22 protein-coding genes and 1 tRNA gene are annotated in these 23826 nt (G+C 39.4%); 14 read left to right on the forward strand and 9 right to left on the reverse strand.

Annotation, left to right across the window (positions count from 1 at the left end):
* Window positions 1-10: 10 nt before the first annotated feature.
* From ACS604_RS13695 to ACS604_RS13720, 6 genes are all read right to left on the reverse strand, one after another.
* Entirely contained in the window at window positions 11-901 is an 891-nt protein-coding gene (locus ACS604_RS13695; RefSeq protein WP_474771983.1) for a mitochondrial fission ELM1 family protein, read from the reverse strand.
* 67 nt (window positions 902-968) lie between these two features.
* Window positions 969-1895, reverse strand: coding sequence for a branched-chain amino acid transaminase (locus ACS604_RS13700; protein ID WP_004789093.1), 927 nt, complete (start codon window positions 1893-1895; stop codon window positions 969-971).
* A gap of 24 nt (window positions 1896-1919) precedes the next feature.
* Window positions 1920-4670, reverse strand: a complete 2751-nt coding sequence (glnE, locus tag ACS604_RS13705; protein ID WP_004789092.1) for a bifunctional [glutamate--ammonia ligase]-adenylyl-L-tyrosine phosphorylase/[glutamate--ammonia-ligase] adenylyltransferase — start codon at window positions 4668-4670, stop codon at window positions 1920-1922.
* 67 nt (window positions 4671-4737) lie between these two features.
* Window positions 4738-6009: a sensor histidine kinase gene (locus ACS604_RS13710; RefSeq protein WP_151964286.1), complete on the reverse strand. Its 1272-nt coding sequence runs from the start codon at window positions 6007-6009 to the stop codon at window positions 4738-4740.
* Between the two features lie 321 nt (window positions 6010-6330).
* The gene (locus ACS604_RS13715) at window positions 6331-7353 is read right to left on the reverse strand and encodes a DUF2939 domain-containing protein (protein ID WP_174742353.1); all 1023 of its coding nucleotides are present in this window, start codon (window positions 7351-7353) and stop codon (window positions 6331-6333) included.
* A 326-nt stretch (window positions 7354-7679) separates the two neighbouring features.
* Window positions 7680-7766 (reverse strand) — tRNA-Leu (locus tag ACS604_RS13720).
* A 182-nt stretch (window positions 7767-7948) separates the two neighbouring features.
* On the opposite strand from ACS604_RS13720, the gene queA reads away from it, so the two are divergent.
* From queA to secF, 7 genes are all read left to right on the forward strand, one after another.
* A complete protein-coding gene (queA, locus tag ACS604_RS13725) occupies window positions 7949-8986 on the forward strand; it encodes a tRNA preQ1(34) S-adenosylmethionine ribosyltransferase-isomerase QueA (protein WP_474771984.1) in 1038 nt (345 codons plus the stop codon).
* A 230-nt stretch (window positions 8987-9216) separates the two neighbouring features.
* Window positions 9217-10245: a hypothetical protein gene (locus tag ACS604_RS13730; protein WP_474771985.1), complete on the forward strand. Its 1029-nt coding sequence runs from the start codon at window positions 9217-9219 to the stop codon at window positions 10243-10245.
* Between the two features lie 83 nt (window positions 10246-10328).
* Window positions 10329-10901, forward strand: coding sequence for a LemA family protein (locus ACS604_RS13735; RefSeq protein ID WP_474771986.1), 573 nt, complete (start codon window positions 10329-10331; stop codon window positions 10899-10901).
* Between the two features lie 149 nt (window positions 10902-11050).
* Window positions 11051-12184: a tRNA guanosine(34) transglycosylase Tgt gene (gene tgt, locus ACS604_RS13740; protein ID WP_004638765.1), complete on the forward strand. Its 1134-nt coding sequence runs from the start codon at window positions 11051-11053 to the stop codon at window positions 12182-12184.
* Between the two features lie 97 nt (window positions 12185-12281).
* Complete coding sequence (yajC, locus tag ACS604_RS13745; RefSeq protein WP_003655131.1) at window positions 12282-12611, forward strand: preprotein translocase subunit YajC; 330 nt, start codon at window positions 12282-12284, stop codon at window positions 12609-12611.
* A gap of 51 nt (window positions 12612-12662) precedes the next feature.
* Entirely contained in the window at window positions 12663-14564 is a 1902-nt protein-coding gene (gene secD / locus ACS604_RS13750; RefSeq protein WP_174739417.1) for a protein translocase subunit SecD, read from the forward strand.
* An 8-nt stretch (window positions 14565-14572) separates the two neighbouring features.
* A complete protein-coding gene (secF, locus tag ACS604_RS13755; protein WP_081399420.1) occupies window positions 14573-15538 on the forward strand; it encodes a protein translocase subunit SecF in 966 nt (321 codons plus the stop codon).
* Between the two features lie 66 nt (window positions 15539-15604).
* Here secF and coaBC read toward each other — a convergent pair whose 3' ends face one another.
* Window positions 15605-16858: a bifunctional phosphopantothenoylcysteine decarboxylase/phosphopantothenate--cysteine ligase CoaBC gene (coaBC, locus tag ACS604_RS13760; RefSeq protein WP_004789077.1), complete on the reverse strand. Its 1254-nt coding sequence runs from the start codon at window positions 16856-16858 to the stop codon at window positions 15605-15607.
* A 99-nt stretch (window positions 16859-16957) separates the two neighbouring features.
* Between coaBC and radC the strand changes: the two genes are divergently transcribed.
* Together radC and ACS604_RS13770 are read left to right on the forward strand one after the other, a co-directional pair.
* Window positions 16958-17677: a RadC family protein gene (gene radC / locus ACS604_RS13765; protein WP_174728742.1), complete on the forward strand. Its 720-nt coding sequence runs from the start codon at window positions 16958-16960 to the stop codon at window positions 17675-17677.
* 61 nt (window positions 17678-17738) lie between these two features.
* Window positions 17739-18650 (forward strand): bestrophin family protein, encoded by a 912-nt coding sequence (locus tag ACS604_RS13770; RefSeq protein ID WP_151964278.1) that lies wholly within the window; start codon window positions 17739-17741, stop codon window positions 18648-18650.
* Window positions 18651-18656: 6 nt separating this feature from the next.
* Here the strand turns inward: ACS604_RS13770 and ACS604_RS13775 are convergent, their stop codons facing one another.
* Complete coding sequence (locus ACS604_RS13775) at window positions 18657-19508, reverse strand: PHP domain-containing protein (protein WP_174739415.1); 852 nt, start codon at window positions 19506-19508, stop codon at window positions 18657-18659.
* A 44-nt stretch (window positions 19509-19552) separates the two neighbouring features.
* Here ACS604_RS13775 and ACS604_RS13780 point away from each other — a divergent pair, with 44 nt between their 5' ends.
* The 4 genes from ACS604_RS13780 to mnmC are packed head-to-tail and all read left to right on the forward strand — an operon-like array spanning window position 19553 to window position 22880.
* Window positions 19553-20167 carry a septation protein IspZ gene (locus ACS604_RS13780; RefSeq protein WP_174739414.1) on the forward strand — a complete coding sequence of 205 codons (615 nt, stop codon included), beginning with the start codon at window positions 19553-19555 and terminating at the stop codon, window positions 20165-20167.
* A 34-nt stretch (window positions 20168-20201) separates the two neighbouring features.
* Window positions 20202-20504, forward strand: coding sequence for a YciI family protein (locus ACS604_RS13785; protein ID WP_004789071.1), 303 nt, complete (start codon window positions 20202-20204; stop codon window positions 20502-20504).
* Between the two features lie 4 nt (window positions 20505-20508).
* Window positions 20509-20973, forward strand: coding sequence for an SH3 domain-containing protein (locus ACS604_RS13790; protein ID WP_004789069.1), 465 nt, complete (start codon window positions 20509-20511; stop codon window positions 20971-20973).
* 23 nt (window positions 20974-20996) lie between these two features.
* On the forward strand, window positions 20997-22880 hold the full coding sequence (gene mnmC / locus ACS604_RS13795; RefSeq protein WP_474771989.1) for a bifunctional tRNA (5-methylaminomethyl-2-thiouridine)(34)-methyltransferase MnmC2/FAD-dependent 5-carboxymethylaminomethyl-2-thiouridine(34) oxidoreductase MnmC1: 1884 nt from the start codon (window positions 20997-20999) through the stop codon (window positions 22878-22880).
* A gap of 37 nt (window positions 22881-22917) precedes the next feature.
* Here mnmC and ACS604_RS13800 read toward each other — a convergent pair whose 3' ends face one another.
* Entirely contained in the window at window positions 22918-23232 is a 315-nt protein-coding gene (locus tag ACS604_RS13800) for a rhodanese-like domain-containing protein (RefSeq protein WP_002116171.1), read from the reverse strand.
* A gap of 91 nt (window positions 23233-23323) precedes the next feature.
* Between ACS604_RS13800 and ACS604_RS13805 the strand changes: the two genes are divergently transcribed.
* Window positions 23324-23812, forward strand: a complete 489-nt coding sequence (locus ACS604_RS13805) for a YajQ family cyclic di-GMP-binding protein (protein WP_004789065.1) — start codon at window positions 23324-23326, stop codon at window positions 23810-23812.
* The last annotated feature ends 14 nt before the right edge of the window (window positions 23813-23826 follow it).

The following is a 23826-nucleotide window of genomic DNA, read 5'->3' on the forward strand; positions in this document are numbered from 1 at the left end:
AATAAAAAATTTAATTTTTCGCTAAAAGATATGTTGCCACACGGTCTGCTTCTTTAAAAGCATAAGGTTGTGGTAACTGTACAACACAAGTCTGCTGTGAAATTAATTTTGATTCTAACATTTGATCAACTGAGTGGGTAATCCGGTCGTCTTTCAACCGGTCCATTGCCATTACACCGACTCGACAACCTGCGGTAAGCGCCTCAAAAATCATAGACACGCTGTCTTCTGTTACCCAAACAGCTTCTGCTTTTTGCATTTCTTCAAAAATCCAGCCTTGAGGTGTTTGATCAACTGGAAATATTTGTAAATGCCCAGCAAAGCTTCGCTGCTTTAAAATATCGATAAATTCTGCTGGAGTTCGACGTGAAGTTGTCAGAATAATTTCAGCGTCTGGATTATTCTCAACAATTTTTTCAACACTGCTTAATACTTTGTTTTGATTCCATTGATGTCGTTTAGATGAACCGCCTAAAGCAATTAAAATTCGGTCTTTTTGATGGCGGTGTTCATTACGAATTGGATTTAATGCCCCACGTGTGACAATCACATGGCTATCAGCATGAATACCGTCATGTTCTGGAATAACAGCATAATCAAAGCAAACCACAGGTAAGTTAGGTTTCATCAAAATAATAGTTTTGGCTTTTCTAAAAATTTTGCCGAGTAACCAGACACGAAAGTGTGTGTGGCTTCCCACGCCAAATATAAAATCAGGTGTTTTTTTTAATAACGATTTTTTTGAAGAGAAAAGCGCCTGAATTAAAGAAATAATTGGCAAATCAGAAATAAGGATCTCTTCAAAAGTTGTTTCTGGCTGTTGTCTTTGCATTGCCTGAAACAAGCCTAATGCTTGTGAACGGTGCCCTGCCTTACCATCAGAGACATAGACAATATGCATAAAAGCTCCCGAAGCCAAAAATAAAAAGGCGAAACTTATGTTCGCCTTTTTATGTTAACGGATTAACTTATTTTACGTAAGTTAACCAGTGTTCATATTTCGGATTTCTACCTTGAACTGCATCAAAGTAAGTCTTTTGAATTTCAGTAGTAATTGGGCCACGGCCACCTGTACCAATTGGACGGTCATCGTATTCACGAATTGGCGTTACTTCCGCAGCAGTACCTGTGAAGAATGCTTCATCTGCAATGTAGAATTCATCACGTGTAATACGACGCTCAACAACTTGATAACCAAGATCTTTAGCAATCGTCATTACTGTTTGACGTGTAATACCATCAAGCGCACCACCAGCGATATCTGGAGTGTGTAAAACGCCATCTTTAATTAAGAATACGTTTTCACCAGAACCTTGGCACACATAACCTTGTGGATCCATTAACATTGCTTCGTCGTAACCAGAATGTGCAACTTCTTGATGAGCAAGAATTGACAACGTGTAGTTACCAGATGCTTTTGCTTTACACATCGTCACGTTTGGATGATGGTGAGTAAATGATGAAGTTTTAACGCGAATACCATTCGCCATTGCTTCATCACCAAGGTATGCACCCCACGCCCATGCTGCAACTGCGGCATGAATCGTGTTATTTGTTGCAGCAATACCAAGTTTTTCTGAACCGATCCAGATTAATGGACGTAAATAGCAAGAAGCTAATTTATTTTCACGAACAACATCGATTTGTGCTTGTTCAAGCGTGGCTTGATCATACGGCACTTTCATTTGATAAATTTTTGCTGAATTTAACAAACGTTTTGTGTGGTCTTGAAGACGGAAAATGGCAGTACCTTTAGGCGTTTCATAAGCACGAACACCCTCAAATACGCCCATACTGTAGTGTAATGTATGGGTTAAAACGTGAATCTTTGCATCACGCCAATCAATTAATTTTCCATCTTGCCAAATAAAACCATCACGATCAGCCAAATTCATGGAACACTCCAAATTGTTATAAAATCATTCACTATCCAACTCAACCGAAGCGGTTGGGTCTATTAATCTTTGCCATAAATTGCAAACGACCGCACGGGTACTACGCCAGTCCGCTGCGCTGACTTGCATGGATTGATTTGCAAGGGCTAAGCGGTGGCTTTCGGCACGTTCACTAAGATAGGCTCGAATTAATGCTGTGGCATCTTCACTGGATAAGCAGTCTGCTTTAGCAGCATCTTCTAATATTCTTACATTATCAGAATAATGGGCGAGATCGGGTTTCGTCCCGCTCCATGCAAGTACAGCATACTGTGCCATAAATTCGATATCGACGATACCACCTGCGTCCTGTTTTAAATGAAAAATACCATGTTTTTTTTGTTCAGAAGACGAACCTAGGTGGTCTTTCATTTTCTGACGCATTTTCAACACTTCCTCACGAACATAAGCCTCATCTCTAGATTGAGTCAATATCTCGCGTCGAAATATTTCAAATTTCTGGCAAAGTACCTCGTCACCTGCAATAGAGCGGGCACGTACTAATGCCTGATGCTCCCAAAGCCATGCACTTTTCAACTGATAGTGTTCATAGGCCTTGAGACTTGTCACCAATAAACCGGCCTCACCTGAAGGTCTTAACCGCGTATCAATTTCATAGACACGACCATCTAGGGTTTGAGTGGTCATGAGTGACATAAACTTTTGAGCGACACGCATCGCAAACTCAAAGCCACTAATTGACTTGGTTCCATCCGTATCTGCTTGTTCATCTAGATAATGAATAAAGACAAGGTCCAAGTCAGAACCATAGCCAAGCTCAATCCCACCCACTTTGCCATAACCAATAACAGCAAATGCTTTGTAGTCAAGTGAGCAACGTTTTCCATCAACATCACATGGATAACCATGACGCTTTGCTACGGTCTGATAAGCCAAGTGAAGTGTTGCATTCACACTAACTTCAGCAATATCGGTTAATGCATCGGACACTTTCATTAGCGGGCTTTCAGCTAACACATCACTTGCCGCAACAGTGAGTACATTGCTCTTTTTAAACAGTCGAAGTGCTCGCATTTGGTCTTCAACTTGATCAATTTCAATGCGGAGCAATTGCTGACGTAATGAGTCTTCTAAGTCCCTACGCTTTGGCAACTCAAAGCCCATCGATAGAAACTCATCAAGCAGTACTGGATATTGCGTTAGCTCTTCACAAATCCACGGACTTACGGTCGCCATTTTAACTAAGCGTTGCAATGCGCCTTTACTTTCAATCAACATCACTAAGTACACGGTTCGGCGCATAACTGATTCAATCAGCGGCATTAAGCGCAAAAGTGCAGTTTGAGGTTGTTCAGATTGTAAGATTACTTCAATTAAATGAGGCCAGAATGTTTTTAAACGCTGGACAGCATTTGAAGGTAATTTTTTGAGTGCGTGACCGTGCCAGAATTCATGAATTAGATTTTTCGCATTATCATCCAACACTTCATCTAACTGCTGTTCTAACTGTCCAAAGTTTTCAGTTGCAGCATTTGAACTTGTATCTTCAATGAGCTGCTTAAATTGAACTTTAACTTTTTGACGTTTCTCGTTAAGAACATCAATAAATTCATCCCAACTCGTAAAACCTAAGGTATCTATAATGCGTTGCCTTAGCTCCACTTCTTCTGGCAATAGCTGAGTTTGTTGGTCATTGAGGGCTTGAATTGCGTGTTCAACACGCCGTAAAAACAGGTAAGCATCCTCAAGTTCAAAAACAGCTTGTCTTTCTAACAAACCTGCTTCACCAATGTGCTCAAGGCTAACTAAACACTGACGGTCTTGAAGCTCACGTTTAGAGCCACCGTAAATAAGCTGGAAGACTTGAACAATAAACTCAATTTCGCGAATACCGCCTGCTCCGAGTTTAATATCATCCTCAATATGACGACGTAAAACTTCACGCTCAATCATCGCTTTCATGTCACGCATCGCGGCAAAAGCGGTGTAGTCGACATAACGACGGAATACAAAAGGACGTGTCATTTCCAACAAGTCTTGTCCTTCTTTACCTCCCGTCACAACACGCGCTTTAATCCACGCATAACGCTCCCACTCACGACCATGCTGACTTAAATATTTTTCTAAAGCTGCGTGACTAATTGCTAATGCCGAGCCATCTCCCCAAGGACGTAAGCGCATGTCAACCCGAAACACAAAACCATCTGCGGTAATGTGCTCAAGTAAATAAATGAGTTTTTGTCCCCACAAAATACAGAACTGCTGTACATCAATACATTTGCGGCCATTGGTTTCGCCTTGCTCATCAAAGGCAAAAATTAAATCGATATCACTCGACAAGTTAAGCTCTTGAGCACCAAGTTTACCCATGGCAACCACAATCAAGTCTTGGACTTTGCCAGAATAACTTAACGGTTCCCCATGTTTCGCCACAAGTGCTAGACGCGCAAAATCCTTTGCTGCACAAATACTGGCATCGGCAAAATCAGAAAGTTCGCGAGTAAGTGTGACAACATCGGTAAGCTGATTGGCATCCTGCCAGATCCAGCGGAACATTAATCGACTACGTAAAATACGCAATCCACGCATCCAAAGCGTTTCATCACCAATTCCATCTAATGTGGTTTGTACAAATTGATAAATCTGTTCGGTCGAGAGCGGTGCAGCAAATTGATCTATTTGATAATCTTGTTCTAAAACAGCTTGATGCAAACCTAAAACTTGTTCTGCGTACTGACTAGCACGCAATGTTTTTTGTAACTGCTCCGCATTCATATAAAAAGCTCTTTTCCTCGTACTCTGTTTTTAGTTATAGCAGTTCGAGTAGTGGTAGGAAAAGGGATTAGACTAATTTTGCTTCCGATGAAGAGTGATGTTCGGTAAGCGCCTCATGACTTTCTTGAGCCGAAGGTAATAAAACTTTAAATGTCGTTCCTACACCCTCTTTGGAGCTAACATCAATTTTACCCTGATTAATTTCGACAAAACGCTTACAAAGGCTCAAACCTAAGCCCGCACCTTTTTCACCTGCGGTTCCTTTAAAGCTGGCTGTAATACGTGGATGGAACAAATTTGTCATTTGTTTTTCGGTCATGCCTAAACCAGTGTCTCGAACTGTTATTTCTATATTTTTATCAGCTTGTTTGGCTTCAATAAAGACTTTACCAGAGCCATCAATATCTGTAAATTTCAGCGCGTTTGACACCAAGTTTTGAATTACAGAGGTCATCATATTGATATCGGCATAGATATTTAAATCATCTGGAACATCATTGACCAGTTCAATATTTTTTTTCAACGCTAAAGTACGCAAAACATCACAAACAATATTGCTGACTTGTCTAAGCTTAAAGTTAATTGGGTGATAAACAAAACGCCCACCCTCTGCCATCGCCCATGTTAGTAAACTTTCAAGCAAGTTATAGGTCGATTGTGAGGTGTCATATAAATAATCTGCAATATTTTGAATACTAGATTCATCTAACGTTTCACGTTCTTTGGCCAGTACTTCAGAAAATCCGAGCAACCCATGAAACGGCGCTCGTAAGTCATGTGAAATAATCGAGAAAAATTTAGTTTTACTTGAGTTAATCGCAACTTGTTGTTCATAGAGTTCGTTTAACTCTTCATAGTTAAACTTCAATTCGACTTGCTGCATAAAAGTAGAACAGTAATCGAGCAACAATTGAATATCGTCATCTTCAAATGTAGCGGCATCGTCATCGAAAAAGACAGCAAAACCCATAGACGTTTTATCAGGATGTAAAAGATGCACGGCCAATGCCCTGCTGCACTCGATGTTTAGTTCTTTTAAATAGTTGGTTAAGTTTTGATAAGAAGGATGTGAGTGATTAATGATCTGTTGTTTAGCAAAGCACTGTTTTAAATGTTTCGAAGGTTTAAACGAGATTGCCGTCATACCCTCAGGGCAACGATGCCAAAAGTAAGGTTCCTGATTAAAAGTCAATAAGGCTTTTTTACAATTCAAAAGACGAAGACTAAACCGGAAAAATTGCTCAATGTAGTTCTGCTCGGCATTTAATCCAAGCAACAGAGAGATTCTACAAGCACTTAACTGCTCAACCTGATTTAGTTCTAAACGCTGGAATGTCATTGCCCGCCTCACAGATTTTGTCGTTTTTGGTCGGAACCACTCTTAAAAAATGTACTTATAATCATTATGATCTACTACAAACTTTAACACAGTACATAAAAAGAGCAACGTTCTTTTCGAAATAGAAATGTGAAGTTTCAATTAAAGGTTTTCAGATACATAAAGTGGGTATGCTTGAGGAAAATACAACAAATGTTTGAAGGTAAAGAGTTGTAAGATGTTAGAAATACGAGTTCAGAATTTTTTAAAAGCCGATTAAAACTATTGTTTAAAAAAAGGCCAATAAACTGGCCTTTTTCAGATTACTATTTTATTAATAATTTAACTATCTTGTACATTATAACCATACTGTTGAATGCCAGCTCCCATGTCCCCAGTGTAATTATGGCATGCTTGCATATAAGTTTCGGCATCTGACCATAATACTCCAGGCACCCCAGAATCACTTAAAGGTATTATTGTTACCTCATCTTCAATCTGTAATGTTGGCTTAGTGATAGAGCATTGAATCTGGATTTTATGAGCTTCATGGTTCCATTCTATTTTTTTAGCATCCCAGCCTTGACTACCACCTACAACTGTTAACTCAATATTTGATTCAGTGGGTGTTTGCTTTATTAACTTGAACTCCATAACCCGAATAATTGAACATGGATCATGATAACAAGATTCAAGTTTCGCCCCCTTCTGTACACCAGAGAAATTAAACGTTGTCTTTGGTTCTATCATTGATGGAGTTTCAGATTCTGGTATTTTTTCTACTGTAGGAATCGTTGTCGGCTCTAGTTTTTGTTTAGGGTTTATCTCATCCATGGGCAAAACAATCTTTTTTATTTTCCAGCTTAAACCATCACGCTCCATAATAATTTTCACATCCGAACCATTCTCTTTATTTTTAAAAGTTACCTCAAACATACTCATTGATAAGTACCGAGTTCTGTATTCTATCTTTGAGGTATCTGTTCTTTCTTTATGCGTATCTTCTTCCTCTCTATTACCAGTTAAACTTTTTCTAAGATCCTTCCCTTGCAGCATCAAGGTCATACCTTCAGGTGTTACTACCGCATCGACCATCTTTTCGGCCAAAGTTGAAACCATCATTGCACCTAAAGCTTCCCAACCATTAGTTTCTTTAGCTGTGATCTCTTTTAACATATAAGAATTCATCTGATCTTTCAGACTTTGGCGTACACTTGTATAGTCAATATAAGCAGAAACCTTTTCACTATCATTCTCTTTCAATGCATTCTTAATACTATTTAAGATGATATAAGGCGAAGCGTATAAATACCCAAAAATCAAAATGATTAATCCGAAGATTACCCCTATAACTTTTTTATTCATGATTTACTCTCTAATTGTAAAATAATAAGTAGAAAATAATTCTACCTAAACATATCCCCTATCTTGTCTTTTATATTCTAATCAAAATTTACAGCTCAAGACTTTGAATGAAGGACAGATCTATTTATTCCGCCAAAATTATAGATCATCACTTATTTTCATAAATCGGCTCCCAAATGAAATTTCATAAGAGATCTAAACTTTCTATAAATTAAGAATTAACAATAAAAGATAAAATTATAATTGATAGGCAGTTATTTTAACCCAACAAAAAACCCCTAAGCCATTAGCTTAGGGGTTTTCGTAGAATCTTACGATTCCGAATATGGTCCCGAGGGTCGGACTCGAACCGACACGTCATCTCTGACAGCGGATTTTGAGTCCGCCGCGTCTACCAATTTCACCACCTCGGGAGAGGAAGTATGTTTGTGTTGCGTATATTAGCGCGTTTGTAAAACTTGTCAAACCCTAAGTGAATATTATCGTTCACTTTTAGATCACTTAAACATTTTTCATGATTTAAGCCATAAGCACAGCCATAAAAAAGCGAAAAAGTTTATACTAGGCCCAATTTTTGCGGTGTTTTTTCTCAAATATGCAACTGTCTGACTTTTCCTTTGAATTACCTGATGAACTTATTGCCCGTTACCCTCTCGAATCACGTAGTGCTTCGCGGTTGTTGCACTTAGATTCAAAGGGTCAATATCACGATCACATGTTCACAGACATTATCGACCTGTTCGAAGAAGGTGATCTGTTAGTGCTCAATGACACCAAAGTCATGAAAGCACGACTTAAAGGAAAACGTTCTACAGGCGGTGCGATTGAGATTTTGGTTGAGCGCATGCTGAACCATACCACAGCGTATTGTCATATTAAATCAAGCAACTCGCCTAAAGCAGGTGCTGAGCTTTATGTCGGTGCAGATAACATTCCTGTGATTGTCCGTGGCCGTCACGAAAATTTATTTGTGGTTGAGTTTTCACAGCCAATTTTGCCTGTACTTGAGCAATATGGTCAGCTACCTATTCCGCCTTACTTTAACCGTGAAGCAGAAGAAATTGACACAGAACGCTATCAAACTGTTTTCCATAATCCAGAAAAAATTGCCAGTGTTGCAGCACCTACCGCAAGCTTGCATTTTGATGAAACACTTTTAGAAAAATTAGAACAAAAAAATGTTCGAAAAACCTTTGTGACTTTACACGTTGGTGCTGGCACATTTATGCCAGTTCGAACTGATGACATTACCAACCATGTCATGCACAGCGAGTGGTGTGATGTACCTCAAGAAACGATTGATTTAATTTTAGCGACTAAAGCACGCGGCAATAAAGTGATTGCCGTTGGTACAACCGCAACACGTGCTTTAGAAAGTGCCGCACAAGCTCATGGCGGTAAAATCGCAGCTTGGACTGGCGACACGCAAATCTTTATCTATCCAGGCTATGAGTTCTGCATCGTAGATCGTTTAATTACTAACTTCCATTTACCAGAATCTACTCTGCTCATGTTGGTGTCAGCGCTTTCAAATCGAGACAACATTTTGGCTGCCTATGAACATGCAGTTAAAAGCCGCTATCGTTTCTTTAGTTATGGCGATGCAATGTTGATTGATAAATTAGACGTTTAAAAACTAAGACTGGGTTAAATCCTATCGGTTAATGAAAAGGTTTAACCCAGCTTAAATTTTTATAATAAAAATAATGAATTTAGCTGTGTGAATTGCAGAAATTTAGCGATGAAATCAAACATTAATTTTTTAAAGATAAATTCCCAATTTATAAATATTTGGTATTTATCTCTTTCAATTTAAAAGATAATCTAGAAATAGCTCTTTATGATAATGAACTCATTACTTCCATGCCAATCGATACTGTACAAGAAGCTCTTCATATAAGGCGTAAAAAAAATACACAGGTTTTTCGCAATATCGCCCGACTTTGGGATGCTGGACAAAAATCTCATTCAGCCCAAGATCTTTTAGATGCTTTACATCCATGGCGTGAAGATCACAACCTTCGCTTTTTTAATATACTCCCCTATTTACTCGCCATTTGCAGCCTCACAATATTAGGTTTTGGTTATTTTCTTCATCCACATATTCAATATATTTGGAGCTTTTTAGGCGCCTTTTTAACAGGGTTTCTGGCATATTTACTCTATCAATCTCAAGAACCATTAACACAAGTTATCCGTTATCTAGAACAGCGTATGGTGATTTTGCGTTACGGTTTACAGTTTCAGCAGTTACCAGCTTATCTTCCCATTCATGCTCAGCCAGTTTTAGTTCTGAGTAAATTAAAACAATACTTCCCTCTGTTTAACCGAGGGACTGAGTCTAACGAGATCACTCAGTTTGCTTCGGCTACATGGAACGATGGAGTAACCGATCATCAAGTCTTGCTGTTTCAATATCATTACGTTAATGAAATCCCTATTATTCAAGACCAAAATAGCGATAAAAAAATTATAAAAGAAATTCATAAAGATTTATGGGGCGCTTTTATATTTCAAATACCAGCTTTGGGTATTGCTGTTAGCAATCAACGTTCTCGTTTTTTTACTCCCTACAGCAGTAAATGGCAAAGTAGCGATATTTTAATTAGCCAAGAACTTAATATTTTCGGGGTTAATCAACACCAGTTAGCCAAAGAAGTTAGTCCGAGCTTAACTTTAAAATTAAATGATTTTTTTCAGCACTTTAAAGGTGATTTAATTTATCATCACGAAGAACAAATTTTGTGTTATCTGGGGGATCAAAATCTTTTTCAGACCACCAGTAAGCAAAGTGAAATTCATGATGTTTCAGCATTGCGTGGACACTTACGAACCATGACCATGCCGCAATATGAAAAATTTCAGCAATTCATGTTGAACTTAATTAAATAAATCTCTCGTATTACTTCATTGTCGACTCATAAAAATGAGAAGTTAAAAAGTAAACTGAGGGAATAACAATAAGAGGAATGACCATGACTGGTTTATTTATTTTCTTGGGGATTTTTGTTGTACTGATCGTCTGGGGTGTTCATATCCGCAATACCATCGTACGTTATTTTAACGCGACCAAACGTGCTTGGGCAGAGGTTACCAATTTCGAGCGTCAAAAAGTCAAAACTTTAGAAGCGCTTGAGACAACACTGAATCAATATACTCAGTTTGAAAAATCGACATTAGAAAAAGTCACTGAATTACGTCAGCAAATTCTTAATTTAAATGTGAATAACACTGATATTTCTCAGCTCCAACAAATCGAAAAAATGAGCAAAGAATTGATTCGCAGCTTAAATGTTGTTGTTGAAAACTACCCTGAGCTTAAAGCCGATTCACTCTATAGCAAGATGATGGACGACATTCAGGAACAAAACGAAAATGTAGGAGCTGCGATTAGCATTTTTAACCGTAATGTCGAGCTGTTCAACAACCAGATTGAAGTATTCCCTAACAATATCATCAATACATTAACTTTATCCAAGAAAGCGATTCGTCCTTTTAAGGATAATCTTGTTAATGAAAATTTTGACTATAAACCTAATTTTCAATAGGAAAAAAACAGCCTCTAAGCTGTCGGAATTTTATCTATTTTATAACCAGCTACATTTAGTAGTAGAACTACATCGCAGAATCAAGGAAAATAGCTCTCTTTTTAGCAGCGAACTGTTTCTTCGCCTCTGCTCGTGTTCAGGATTTTTAGATGAAGTTTGAAAAATTAGGTCAGTCGGGGCGCGCCCGTCGTGGTCGTTTAACTTTAGAGCATGGTGTTGTTGAAACACCTGTTTTTATGCCAGTGGGGACTTACGGCACAGTCAAAGGTATGCTACCGCGTGATATCGAAGACATTCAGGCACAAATTATTTTAGGAAATACCTTCCATTTATATTTGCGTCCGGGTCTTGAAGTGATTAAAGAACACGGCGGTTTGCATAACTTTATTAAATGGGATAAGCCAATTTTGACTGACTCTGGCGGTTTCCAGGTTTTCAGTCTTGGCGCAATGCGCAAAATCAAAGAGGAAGGCGTTACTTTCCGCTCGCCGATTGATGGTTCAAAAGTGTTTTTATCGCCTGAAATTTCTATGGAAATTCAGCAGGTATTGAACTCTGACATAGTCATGATTTTTGATGAATGTACGCCGTATCCTGCAACGCATGAAGAAGCACAAAAATCATTGCAGCTTTCTTTACGCTGGGCAAAACGTTGTAAAACTCATCATCATGATGAACTCAAAAATAAGAATGCGTTATTTGGCATTATTCAAGGCGGTATGTATGAAGACTTACGTGATGAGTCTTTAAATGGCCTTCTTGAAATTGGCTTTGACGGTTATGCGATTGGTGGCTTATCTGTAGGTGAACCTAAAGATGAGATGATCAAAGTTTTAGATTATCTACCAAGCAAAATGCCACAGGACAAACCGCGTTACTTGATGGGCGTTGGTAAACCGGAAGATATTGTTGAAGCGGTGCGCCGCGGTGTCGATATGTTCGACTGTGTAATGCCAACCCGTAATGCGCGAAACGGTCATTATTTTGTCACTGATGGTCTGGTACGTATTCGTAATAGTAAATATCGTCATGACCAAAGCCCGCTCGATCCACATTGTGATTGCTACACATGTAAAAACTTTACCCGTGCTTATCTATTCCATCTTGAAAAATGTGGAGAAATGTTAGCGTCTATGCTCGGTACCATTCATAACTTACGTTATTACCAACGTTTAACTGAAGGTATGCGTGATGCATTAGAGAATGGCACATTTGATGAATTTGTTCAGGACTTTTATGCCCGTCGTGGTTTAGAAGTTCCACCATGTCCGGTTGATGAATAAGCCCGATTTGCGCTCAACCTCAAGACAAGGTAAATTGCAAAACGAATTAGGATTATGTCAGGTATCTGACTCATATTTTTAACTTTAGGAAATCAAAATGAGCTTTTTAATTTCTGCTGCACATGCAGCACCGGCAGCTGGCCCAACTACAGGTATTTTGCCAAACATCTTGATGATTGTTGTATTCGTTGCAATCTTTTATTTCTTAATTTGGCGCCCTCAAGCAAAGCGTGCTAAAGAGCACCGTTCTTTAATCGAAAGCTTAGGTGTAGGTAGTGAAGTTGTGTTCGCTGGTGGTTTAATGGGCAAAGTGACCAAAATTGAAGGTGACTATGCAGTTGTTGAACTTAGCCGTGGTGTAGAAGTAAAAATTCAGCGTGCCAGCGTAATTTCAGTATTACCTGAAGGCACTCTAAATAACCTTTAATCATAAAACAGTCGTGCTTTAGCACGACTTTTTCATTTAAGAAGAAAGCGAATGCGTTACCCTGCATGGAAATATTTACTGATTCTGGTTGTTCTGGTAGTCAGTACATTATACGCACTGCCTAGTCTATATCCGGATGAGCCCGCCGTTCAAATTTCCGGTGCCAAAGCTGGTACCCAAATTGATCAAAGTGTGGTGCAAAAAGCAGAGCAAATTTTAAAAACAGCAAATATTGCAAGTCACGATAATACTTTTACAAATAATGCTGCCCTCTTGCGTGTCAGCTCTTCTGAAGCACAGTTGAAAGCAAAAGAAGTATTACGCCGTGACTTAGGTGATCAATATGTTGTCGCCCTAAACCTTGCACCAACCACACCGGAATGGCTGCAAAAGATTGGCGCAAAACCAATGAAACTTGGTTTGGACTTACGTGGTGGTGTCCACTTCTTGCTTGAAGTAGATATGGACAAAGCCGTTGCCCAACGTATGGAAACCTCTGCCACCGATTTGCGTCGTCAGTTCCGTGAAAACAAAATCAAATTTAATAGTCTTGCATTAACAAACAATGTAATCACTGTTCAATTTGCTGACAATGCTGACCGTGATGCAGCAATGGATTTTTTACGTCGTAATGGGAATGAATATACTCAACAGGCATTAGCAAGCTCTACAGGTTCTACTTTAAAGCTTACTTATACAGATGTACGTCGTCAGGAAATCCAGTCATATGCGGTAAACCAAAACTTAACAACATTACGTAATCGTATTAACGAACTTGGTGTTGCAGAAGCATTGGTACAAAGTCAGGGTAGCAACCGTATTGTTGTTGAATTACCAGGTGTGCAAGATACAGCTGAAGCTAAACGTGTTTTAGGCCGTACTGCAAACCTCGAATTCCGTTTAGTTTCTGACTCAAATGATCAATATATTGACCCATATACAGGTAAATATAATGGTCAACCTTTACCCCCGGGCACAGAAGTTTTTGCTTATGAGTCTTTAGATAGCGGTCGTCAACTTTTGTTACAACGTAACCGTATCTTAACGGGTGAGCGTGTTCAAAATGCAAGTTCTGGCTTTAGCCAAGACTCTGGTGGTGCCGAGGTAAATATTACCCTCGACAGTGCTGGCGGTAAGCTTATGTCCGATGCAACTCGTAATGCTGTTGGTAAACGCATGGCGGTATTGTTTATCGAAAATAAGCAAAAAATTACTTATGTCACAGATCCTAAAACTGGTGCACAAACAGAAGTTCGTACTCCATACACTGAATCTGTAGTTATTAATGCTGCAACAGTTCAAGCCGTTTTAGGTTCAACTTTCCGTATTACCGGTTTAAGTTCTCCTCAAGAAGCATCAGAACTTGCATTAATGCTACGTGCAGGTGCTTTGGCAGCGCCAATGTACTTTGTTGAAGAACGTGTGGTTGGTCCAAGTCTTGGTCAAGAAAATATTGATAAAGGCGTATTATCAACTCAAATCGGCTTCTTGCTTGTTGCAATCTGGATGGTGGTCTTCTTCCGTGTATTCGGTTTAATCGCTAACTTTGCACTTGTTGTTAACTTGGCAATGATTTTAACAGTCATGTCATGGATTGGAGCTTCCCTCACCTTACCGGGTATTGCGGGTATCGTTATTACCATTGGTATGGCTGTCGATGCGAACGTACTGATATGTGAGCGTATTCGAGAAGAAATGCTCTGGGGAGCCTCGCCCAAACAGGCCATTGTGGCCGGTTATGATCGAGCCTATAACACGATTTTTGACTCGAACTTAACAACGTTCCTTGTTGCTTTCATTTTGTTTGCAATTGGTACAGGCCCGATCAAAGGTTTCGCCGTAACATTAATGATTGGTATCGTATGTTCGATGTTTACTGCAATTACAGTGACTCGCGCAATTGTACAAATCATTTATGGTAAACGCCGTAATTTGAAAAAGTTGAGCATTTAAGGAGATCGATGATGACTAAAGTGACTCAACAAGATTCAAAACAATATGGACGTCCGGATGATGCAAAAATCATCCCGTTCATGAAGATTGCTAAACCTGCGGCAATCTTCTCGATCCTGATTACGCTAGCGAGTATTTTCTTTATTGCGACTAAAGGTCTTAACTTAGGTTTGGACTTTACAGGTGGTGTTTCAGCTGAGCTTAACTATGCTCAACCAGCCAATCAGTCAGAAGTTATTCAAGCACTCGACAAAGCTGGTTTTAAAGATGCTGTAGTACAGACACTTGGTAGTAATAAAGACTTACTTGTGCGCATGCCAGTACAAGAAGTTAAGGTTGAAGACCTTACAAATGCCATCACCAAGGCTGTACAGTTGCCAAATAATACCGCAGAAGTTCATAAAGTAGACTCTGTAGGTGGTCAAGTAGGTAACGAGCTTTATGTTCGCTCTGCTGGTGCTGTTGCGCTTGCTCTTATTTTAATGTTGATTTACGTGACGATCCGTTTCGAGTTTAAACTCGCGATGGGTGCCGTGATGTCTTTATTCCACGACATCATCATTATTATTGGTGCTTTTGCATTATTCCAGTGGCCGTTTGACCTTACAGTTTTAGCTGCGGTACTTGCTGTTATTGGCTTCTCGCTTAACGATAACATTGTAGTGTCAGACCGTATACGTGAAAATTTCCGTAAAATTCGCGGTGCGACTCCTCGTGAAATCGTCGATATTGCTTTAACCGAAACTTTACGTCGTACCATTCATACATCAATGACCTTATTGCTAGTCGTTCTAGCAATGATGTTCTTAGGTGGTGATGGTCTACACTGGTTCGCTGTGGCAATGTTTGTTGGTGTTTTTGTAGGTACTTACTCTTCAATTTATATCGGTACAGCTTTTGCCTTATGGCGTGGTCTTAATCGTCAGGACTTCATCGTTCAGGTTAAACCTGAATTTGAAGATGACATTCCTTAAGTTAGATAAAGTAAGACATATAAAAAAACCGCGATTAATTCGCGGTTTTTTTATTTAAAACATATATCATTTACGGCGCAATGCATCAGAAATTGCTTCAACCAACTGTTGAGAAATTTCTTGCTTAGATGCTTTCTCTAACTCACGTTTTTTCATGTGATAGTTTTCAGCAAAGAAAACCGTCATCGCATTTTCATCAGAAGCAAAACCAATATCTGCACGTGATACATCATTGCATGCAATCATATCTAGTTTTTTAGCGACCAGCTTTCCTGCCGCATATTCTTCAACATTTTGTGTTTCAGCTGCAAAGCCCACCATAAATGGGCGTTTTTCCTGACCCGCAATGGTTGCCACAATATCCGGATTTTTTACAAGGGAAACATTCAACTCATCCCCTGCCTTCTTAATTTTATGCTCGGCAACTTCTGCTACGCGATAGTCAGCGACTGCGGCGGTTGCAATGAAGATATCACAGCCTGTTTCTAACGAGTCCATACTGATATCTAACATTTGTCTTGCTGAAGCAACATTTACTCGTTTTACACCATTCGGTGTATCTAAACTTACAGGTCCAGCAATCAGAGTTACTTGTGCACCCGCAGCATAACAGGCAGCAGCTAAAGCGAAGCCCATTTTGCCAGTACTGTGGTTCGAGATATAACGAACAGGGTCAATTGCTTCACGTGTTGGCCCAGCCGTAATCACAACTCGCTTACCTGCCAACAACCCAAATTTTTCAGCAATTGCACGTTGAGCCTGATGGAAATACCCTGCGACTTGCCTTGCAATTTCTTCTGGCTCTGGCATACGTCCTAACCCGACATCACCACACGCTTGCTCACCCGCATCTGGCATAATCACATGTACACCATCTTCGACCAAAGTTTGTAGGTTTCGCTGAGTTGCTTTGGCTGCCCACATTTGCTGGTTCATGGCAGGTGCAACCCAAACAGGAGATTTTGTTGCCAAAAACACTGTACTGAGCAAATCATCTGCTAAACCATTCGCAAATTTTGCCAATGTGTCACAGCTTGCAGGTGCGACTAGTAATAAATCAGCCCAACGTGCTAATTCAATATGTCCCATTCCAGCTTCAGCCGCAGGGTCTAAAAGTTCAGTATGAACTGGATTCCCAGAAAGAGCCTGAAAAGTTAGTGGGGTAATAAATGCCTGAGCACCATGTGTCATGACTACACGCACATCAAAGCCATAATCTTTGAGGCGGCGGACTAAGATGGCACTTTTATAGGCAGCAATTCCGCCAGTAACAGCTAAAACAATGTTTTTATGAGGAATAACACTTAGATCAAAGCTCACGAACAGGATACCTTACTGTTGCAGTGGCGCTCACAATAGCATTAAATACGCGCAGACCCAAGATTGATTGGGCAAACAAAATAAAATTTTAAGCGAATTATGCTGGGGAATATGAATACTTCTATTAAAAATTGGCCCGAACAAGAGCGGCCAAGAGAACGGTTATTGCAACAAGGCCCTCAAAGTCTCTCTGATGCGGAGCTATTGGCGATTTTTCTTCGCTCAGGTTCAAGGCAACATTCAGCAGTCGAATTATCACGTTTACTCATTCAACACTTTGGTAGCCTAAATGCAGTGTTTGATTCATCGTTAAGTGAATTAACTCAATTTAATGGAATTGGAGCAACGAAATACTCTCAATTATTGGCAGTTAAAGAACTTGGACGGCGTTATCTCAATCATCACTTTCATAAGAATAATCTTAGTCTTCACTCTTCTGATTTAGTTTTAGATTATTTACGCTATGAATTAAAAGGCGAAAAACAAGAAGTCTTTGCCGTGCTGTGTCTAGATCCAGAATTAAGAAAGCTTCATTTTAAAAAGCTATTTTTTGGTTCAATGCAGCATTGTGCGGTCTCGGTCAATCAAACTTTACGATACGCCTTACAACAACATGCTTGCCAACTCGTTATTGCACACAATCATCCATTTGGTTCAGCGCAGCCTTCTGCCGAAGATATTACCTTAACTCAGCAACTCGAACATGCCTGCCAACTTGTTGAAATACGGCTCCTAGATCATTTTATTATCTCCCCGGAAGGAAGCTTTTCATTTGCTGAACAACAACTGCTCAACCCCGCAACAAGATCAGTTCAATAATATTGACAAAGCTTAACTAAGCCTAGAAGATCAAAACAAAAATAGTGATGCTTAAAATAAAATGATTGTTCGTGATCAACCTAGTATTTTCAAAGTTTTATTCTCTTGGCGAGGAACGATTTTACCTAAAATTCTTCCCTCTCTAGGTGTTGTTATGTTGATCTCGTCAATCATTGGTGGCGTGGAATATATCAATCTGTACCGCTTTCCAGAAATTCCTTTAGTTGGCTTTACGCTCATTGGTGTCGTACTTTCTATTTTCTTAGGATTTAAAAATACTGCATGTTATGACCGTTGGTGGGAAGCCCGAAAATTATGGGGTGTTTTAATTGCAACTTCGCGCCATTTTGACCGTGACTGTCGTATTTTAACTCAAGCTCGTCGAGAGCGTGTTATTCAGCATGTGATTGTTTTTGCTAATGTGTTACGTGATCGTTTACGTCGTCAGACTGCGAACCCAACTGAGTTAATTCAAACCAGTGGTATGAGTCAGCAAGCACTCACCCAACTCTATCAGCAAAATAATGCCCCTCAGTACACGTTGAGCCTTATTCACTGGGAATTATTACAAGCGCTTAAAGAGGGTGAAATCTCTGACATCATCTATGCGCAAATGAATAAAAATGTTTCAGATTTAAGTGTCGTACAAACTGGCTGCGACCGAATCGCTAATACACCTATTCCATTTGCCTATTCAGTTTTGCTCAATCGTACTGTCTATTTTTTCTGTTTTATGTTGCCGTTTAGTCTGGGTTCTTTGCTTGGTTTAGCGACACCGCTTCTGGTTGGAATTTTGGCATATACATTCTTAGGACTTGATGCACTAAGTTCGGAAATTGAAGAGCCGTTCGGGACTCAAAGTAATGATTTACCTTTAGATGCGATGGTACGTAGTATCGAAATTGAGCTTTTAGGAACTTTGGGTAAACCTACCCCACCACCAATTCAGGCTCAAGATAACAATTTGCTCTAAAGTCTCTTAGAGAAAACGTTCCCAAATACCTTGTTGATTAACCGTTGGTTTAGGTGTATTTCCCAATTTAATCCATGGCATATTTTCACCATGAAAATCACTGCCAATCGATACAGCTAATTGATATTGCTCAATCATCCGATCGACCATCTGGCGAGTAGATAACGTTTCCATGGGTGGAGGTAGCTCAATTGCATCTCCACCTGAAGTTGCGAACAATTCAATTAAATATCGAATGTTAGTTGCAGATAAATCATAACGAGTTGGGTGAGCTAAAACCGCCAGCCCTTTACTTTCATGGATCACATCAATTGTTTCTTTTAATCCTAACCCTTCAAACTTAACAAAGGCACGTCTTCCCTCTTTTAAGAAACGATCAAATGCTTGTTGAGGACGGCTTACAATATTCTTCTCGACCAATGTTTTAGCAATGTGAGTTCTTGTCACACGGTCAGCCTGATCTTCAACTTTGGCAAGAACATCTTCATAAATTTGAAAACCAATACATTTTTCTAATAAATCGCAAATGACTTTAGCTCTTTGCGCCCTAACTCTTTTTTGTTGTTCTAATGCTTCTAAAATTGGGGCTTCATCTTGCATGTTTAAAGCAACAATATGTACGCCATAACTTTTTTTAGTTGTTGGGCGTGACCACTGACTCGAAATCTCAGTACCAGAAATGATTTTTAAATCATGACCTTGTGCTGCAATTCTAGCTCGCTGCAATCCATCCATTGTATCGTGATCAGTTAAAGCCAAAGTATGCAAATTCACATCAATAGCAGCTTGCACCAGTAATTCCGGAGACAAAGTTCCATCAGAAATATTGCTATGTGTATGTAAATCTATACCTTGCATCTTTTATACTATGCCATTCACCAAACCTGATCAGATACTCTAACATGAAAGCACTTCTGGACTTTGTTCCATTAATTATTTTCTTCTATTTATACAAAACAGTTGATCCAACCGACACACAGCATCCTTTACTTAAACTGATCGGGTCTGCTGGTGGTGCCGATAATAATAATATTCTCGTAGCAACTACTGGTCTAATTATTTCAATGCTCGTGGTATATGGAGCCCTATTTGTTTTCCAAAAATTCCGTTTAGATAAACAACAATGGTTTGTATTGTTTATGACTGTGATTTTTGGTGGCATCACGCTCATGCTAAGTGATGATTTCTATATTCGTCTAAAAGCTGCAATTTTGAATTTGGTTTTTGCAGGCGCATTCTTGGTTTCACCTTGGTTTGGTAAAGATCGTAAGCCACTCATACGACGTTTATTTGATCCTATTTTAGAGTTAAGTGAAAAAGGTTGGAAAAATCTAAATTTCGCTTGGGCAGTCATGTTTGTGGTGATGTCTTGTTTGCATGTGTTCTTTGCATTTTTATTTCACGGCGGAAAATATTGGGGTGAATTCACTGCATTTGGTGACATGATTGTGATGTTTTCATTTATCATTATTCAGTTCATTATTTTACGTAAACATTTTAAGTCACCTGAAGCTTAAAATGATTCCTGATTGATTACAGAGATACGATCACATGCCTTTTTTTGTTCTAAGCTGTACCGATAACGAAGGAACTCTAGAGAAGCGCTTAGCAATACGCCCTCAGCATATCGAACGTTTACAAAAACTTGATGATGAAGGTCGTCTTGTTACAGCAGGTGCTATGCCAAAAGATCCTAATGATCCACAAGCAGGCTTCTATGGTAGTACCATGATTGTTGAATTCGACAGTCGCGAAGCATTAGACGAATGGTTAAAAGAAGAACCATTTCTCAAAGAAGGCATTTACGCTCATATTGATGTAAAACCGTTTAATAAAGCATTTCCAAAAGGGTAATCATATGCACCCTGCAATCAAAAGCTTTCTTGGCTTGTGTTTGATCTGTTCAACTGCTAGTGCAGTTGAACCTGCTGCCACACCAGCAACGACTCCTCCAAGTGCGCCTTCAACTCAGGCTGCGAATCAACCAGTTCCAACAGCTTCTACAACGGTGTCGACCGCAACAAAACCACTCACGGCTGAGCAACTTGCAAAGAATAAACAACAGCAAGATGCGAAAATCAAAGCTTTAGTTCAAGATCAAGCATCTCGCTTAAAACAGTTAGAACATGCCAATCTTGAAGCACTCGCTCAGAACCAAGAGCTACAGTTAAAAAACGACAGCCTCTCTGTTCAGGTTCAAGTCTTACAAAGCGAACGTAGTGCGCAAATGTTTTTATATGGCGCGGTTACCTTAGCGGGTGGCGTATTGCTAGGATTCTTTATCGCTAGTTATATCCATACAAAACGTCGACGTCAGTGGTAAATCCAAGCAATCTATTAAACCAAATGAACGTATCAAACCGTATCCAAACAGCAGAACTGGATTGGGAATTAATCGATGGTATCGAAGTTCCCATTTCCAAACAATTTGGTGATGTCTATTTCTCTAAAGATAATGGCTTACTTGAAACACGACATGTTTTTCTAAATGGTAATGACTTATCAGAACGCTTAGCCCATCTAAAAGATTTTGAATATTTCAGTGTAGGAGAAACCGGTTTTGGTACAGGTTTAAACATTCTTGCACTTTGGCAACTTTGGCAACAAGTTCGTCCAGATAATCAAAGTCATTTACATGCAATTAGTGTTGAAAAATTTCCATTAAGTAAAGCTGACCTTATTCGTGCTTTAAATGTCTGGGATGAGCTTAAACCACTTGCAGAGCAATTAATTGAACAATATCCGCTCCCTATTGCTGGATGTCATCGCTTAACTTTTCCTAACGAGCGTTTTAGCATCGACCTATGGCTAGGAGATGCACAAGACATTTTCCCAAGCATAGCTAAAACTAAAGCAGTAAATGCTTGGTTTTTAGATGGCTTCGCGCCCTCTTGCAATCCAGAGCTGTGGGAACAAAACGTTTTAAACCATATTGTTCGTCTTTCTGACTATGGCAGCACATTTTCCTCTTTTAGTGTCGCGGGTGTTTTAAAACGTGGGCTAAAAGCGCATGGTGTTAGTATTTCTCGTCCACGTGGTTTTCGGCATAAACGGGAAATGCTCAAAGCAATCTGGAATCCACCTCAATCTGATGATGAATCCTCACAATCAGACCAAGTTCAGTCATTGGATAATGAACAGCAGCATATTGCGATTATAGGAGCTGGTGTAGCAGGTTTAACTACGGCGTGGGCATTTGCAGCACGCGGGCATCAAGTCACCTTATACGAGCAAACAGAAGCATTATCTGGCGCTTCTGGAAACCCTTTGGCATTGCTTAATCCTAAACTATGTCCGATTGAACAAAGCCATGAACATCTCATGACTTTAAGTTGGCAACATGCCTTAAATTTTTATAAAAATTTTCAAGCATTCCGTCCACTTCAAATACAACAAATCGCATTGAAAAATGCGGATGAACTTCTCGATCTTGTAAACCAATATCCAGCAGAAGTTGTTACCCACTCAACAAACTCACTTGAAACCGCATATTTTAGCATTTCACTAACCGAAGCGGGTTCTGTTTCACCACATCAACTACGTGATGAAATTTTACAACACCCTTTAATTGCTCTAAAAATTGCCCATGTCACAGCACTGGTTCCTTTTGAAAATAAAGTGCAATTGCATACTGATAATGAGGTTATTGCTGAGGCAGACCATGTTGTTGTGTGCTGTGCTCGGGGAAGTGCTGCTTTATTTGAAAGCTATCCAAAGTTAAAACCAATACGCGGACAAGTGAGTTGGGTTAATAATTCTTTTGCTCCCCTGCCTTTAAATGAAGCTTATAGCTATGGTGGGTATTGCATGCAACTTGATGCTTCACAGATGATTTTAGGTGCATCTTTTTACCCAAATCGTGAAGATGAAGATGTGCTTCCCGAAGACCATGTGCATAACTTTGAATTAATCCACAGTGTATTCCCTGCATATGCAGAAAAGTTACCATCCACTTCGACATGGCAAGGCCGTGCATCTATCCGTGCACAAAGCTTAGATTATTTTCCTCTTGTTGGAAAAATGCTTGAGAATAGTCGAATTGCTACTTTTGCAGGTCTTGGTTCTAAGGGCTTTCTATTTGCTCCGCTATGCAGCGAGATCTTGGTTGCCCAGATATTAGGAGAGGCTTGCCCAGTACCGGACAGCTTATTACAAAAACTGAATCCACAAAGATTTCAAAAAAAAGTAAAACCTAAAAAGCCGTATTTCAAACCACACAAACCGCAATAGTTCTCTTCAATAAAAAAGCACCCTAGGGTGCTTTTTTTTATGCGCCCTGCTCTAGAGGCAAGCCAGCATCACGAGCTGCACGTGTCCCCCCCATCAGCACGACATATTCACGCGAGGCATCCAATCCTTCTAGTTTCTCAGCTGCACGAGGAGCTTTGCTACCACCACCACATAAAATATAAATCGGCTGACCCGCAGAGACCTGGTTCAAAATATCAGCATTCAAATCATTAATCGGGCGATTCACCGCACCTTTAACATGCCCTTCTGCATAAGCATTAGTATCACGGACATCCCAGATAACAGCATTTTCTGGGAATTCAAATGTTGTAATTTCTTGTTTACGGATCATTGTGCACTCCTTTGATGTAAACAACACTTGGCAAATGAAGAAAACCCTCTTAGCATCTCAAATATTCTTTCACTTTGTAAAGGTCTAAACTATGCCTTCTTTCGATATTGTCTCTGAATTAGAGTTATTTGAGGTTAATCATGCTGTACAAAACACACAAAAAGAGATTGCAACACGCTTTGACTTCCGTGGTCATGATGTTTCAGTCGAAATAAACGAAAAAAATAAAGAAATTAAAATCAGTACAGAAAGTGATTTCCAGTGTGAACAAGTTTACAACATGTTAGAAAATCACTTTTATAAACGTAAAATTGATGTACAAGCACTTGATCCACAAAAAGCTGCTGCTTCAGGCAAAAATTTTGTACAAGTAATTAAACTTAAAGACGGTCTTGACTCAGATACTGCAAAAAAAATTAATAAAGCCATTAAAGAAAGTGGCGTTAAAGTGCAATCTTCTATCCAAGGCGACAAAATTCGTGTAACAGATAAAAAGCGTGACACTTTACAACAAGTCATGAATTTTTTACGTGAACAGCAATTTGGTGTGCCATTACAGTTTAATAACTTTAAAGATTAATCTCTTTTCGTGAC

The organism is Acinetobacter sp. Li1LvA2 (assembly GCF_056156705.1).

Coding starts and splice junctions, on each gene's coding strand:
- queA (WP_474771984.1), top strand. CDS start 7,949: ATGCAACTGTCTGACTTTTCCTTTGAATTACCTGATGAACTTATTGCC.
- ACS604_RS13695 (WP_474771983.1), bottom strand. CDS start 901: ATGCATATTGTCTATGTCTCTGATGGTAAGGCAGGGCACCGTTCACAA.
- secD (WP_174739417.1), top strand. CDS start 12,663: ATGCGTTACCCTGCATGGAAATATTTACTGATTCTGGTTGTTCTGGTA.
- glnE (WP_004789092.1), bottom strand. CDS start 4,670: ATGAATGCGGAGCAGTTACAAAAAACATTGCGTGCTAGTCAGTACGCA.
- ACS604_RS13780 (WP_174739414.1), top strand. CDS start 19,553: ATGAAAGCACTTCTGGACTTTGTTCCATTAATTATTTTCTTCTATTTA.
- ACS604_RS13805 (WP_004789065.1), top strand. CDS start 23,324: ATGCCTTCTTTCGATATTGTCTCTGAATTAGAGTTATTTGAGGTTAAT.
- tgt (WP_004638765.1), top strand. CDS start 11,051: ATGAAGTTTGAAAAATTAGGTCAGTCGGGGCGCGCCCGTCGTGGTCGT.
- ACS604_RS13770 (WP_151964278.1), top strand. CDS start 17,739: ATGATTGTTCGTGATCAACCTAGTATTTTCAAAGTTTTATTCTCTTGG.
- ACS604_RS13790 (WP_004789069.1), top strand. CDS start 20,509: ATGCACCCTGCAATCAAAAGCTTTCTTGGCTTGTGTTTGATCTGTTCA.
- yajC (WP_003655131.1), top strand. CDS start 12,282: ATGAGCTTTTTAATTTCTGCTGCACATGCAGCACCGGCAGCTGGCCCA.
- ACS604_RS13730 (WP_474771985.1), top strand. CDS start 9,217: ATGCCAATCGATACTGTACAAGAAGCTCTTCATATAAGGCGTAAAAAA.
- ACS604_RS13700 (WP_004789093.1), bottom strand. CDS start 1,895: ATGAATTTGGCTGATCGTGATGGTTTTATTTGGCAAGATGGAAAATTA.
- secF (WP_081399420.1), top strand. CDS start 14,573: ATGATGACTAAAGTGACTCAACAAGATTCAAAACAATATGGACGTCCG.
- ACS604_RS13715 (WP_174742353.1), bottom strand. CDS start 7,353: ATGAATAAAAAAGTTATAGGGGTAATCTTCGGATTAATCATTTTGATT.
- ACS604_RS13735 (WP_474771986.1), top strand. CDS start 10,329: ATGACTGGTTTATTTATTTTCTTGGGGATTTTTGTTGTACTGATCGTC.
- radC (WP_174728742.1), top strand. CDS start 16,958: ATGCTGGGGAATATGAATACTTCTATTAAAAATTGGCCCGAACAAGAG.
- ACS604_RS13800 (WP_002116171.1), bottom strand. CDS start 23,232: ATGATCCGTAAACAAGAAATTACAACATTTGAATTCCCAGAAAATGCT.
- ACS604_RS13785 (WP_004789071.1), top strand. CDS start 20,202: ATGCCTTTTTTTGTTCTAAGCTGTACCGATAACGAAGGAACTCTAGAG.
- ACS604_RS13775 (WP_174739415.1), bottom strand. CDS start 19,508: ATGCAAGGTATAGATTTACATACACATAGCAATATTTCTGATGGAACT.
- mnmC (WP_474771989.1), top strand. CDS start 20,997: ATGAACGTATCAAACCGTATCCAAACAGCAGAACTGGATTGGGAATTA.
- ACS604_RS13710 (WP_151964286.1), bottom strand. CDS start 6,009: ATGACATTCCAGCGTTTAGAACTAAATCAGGTTGAGCAGTTAAGTGCT.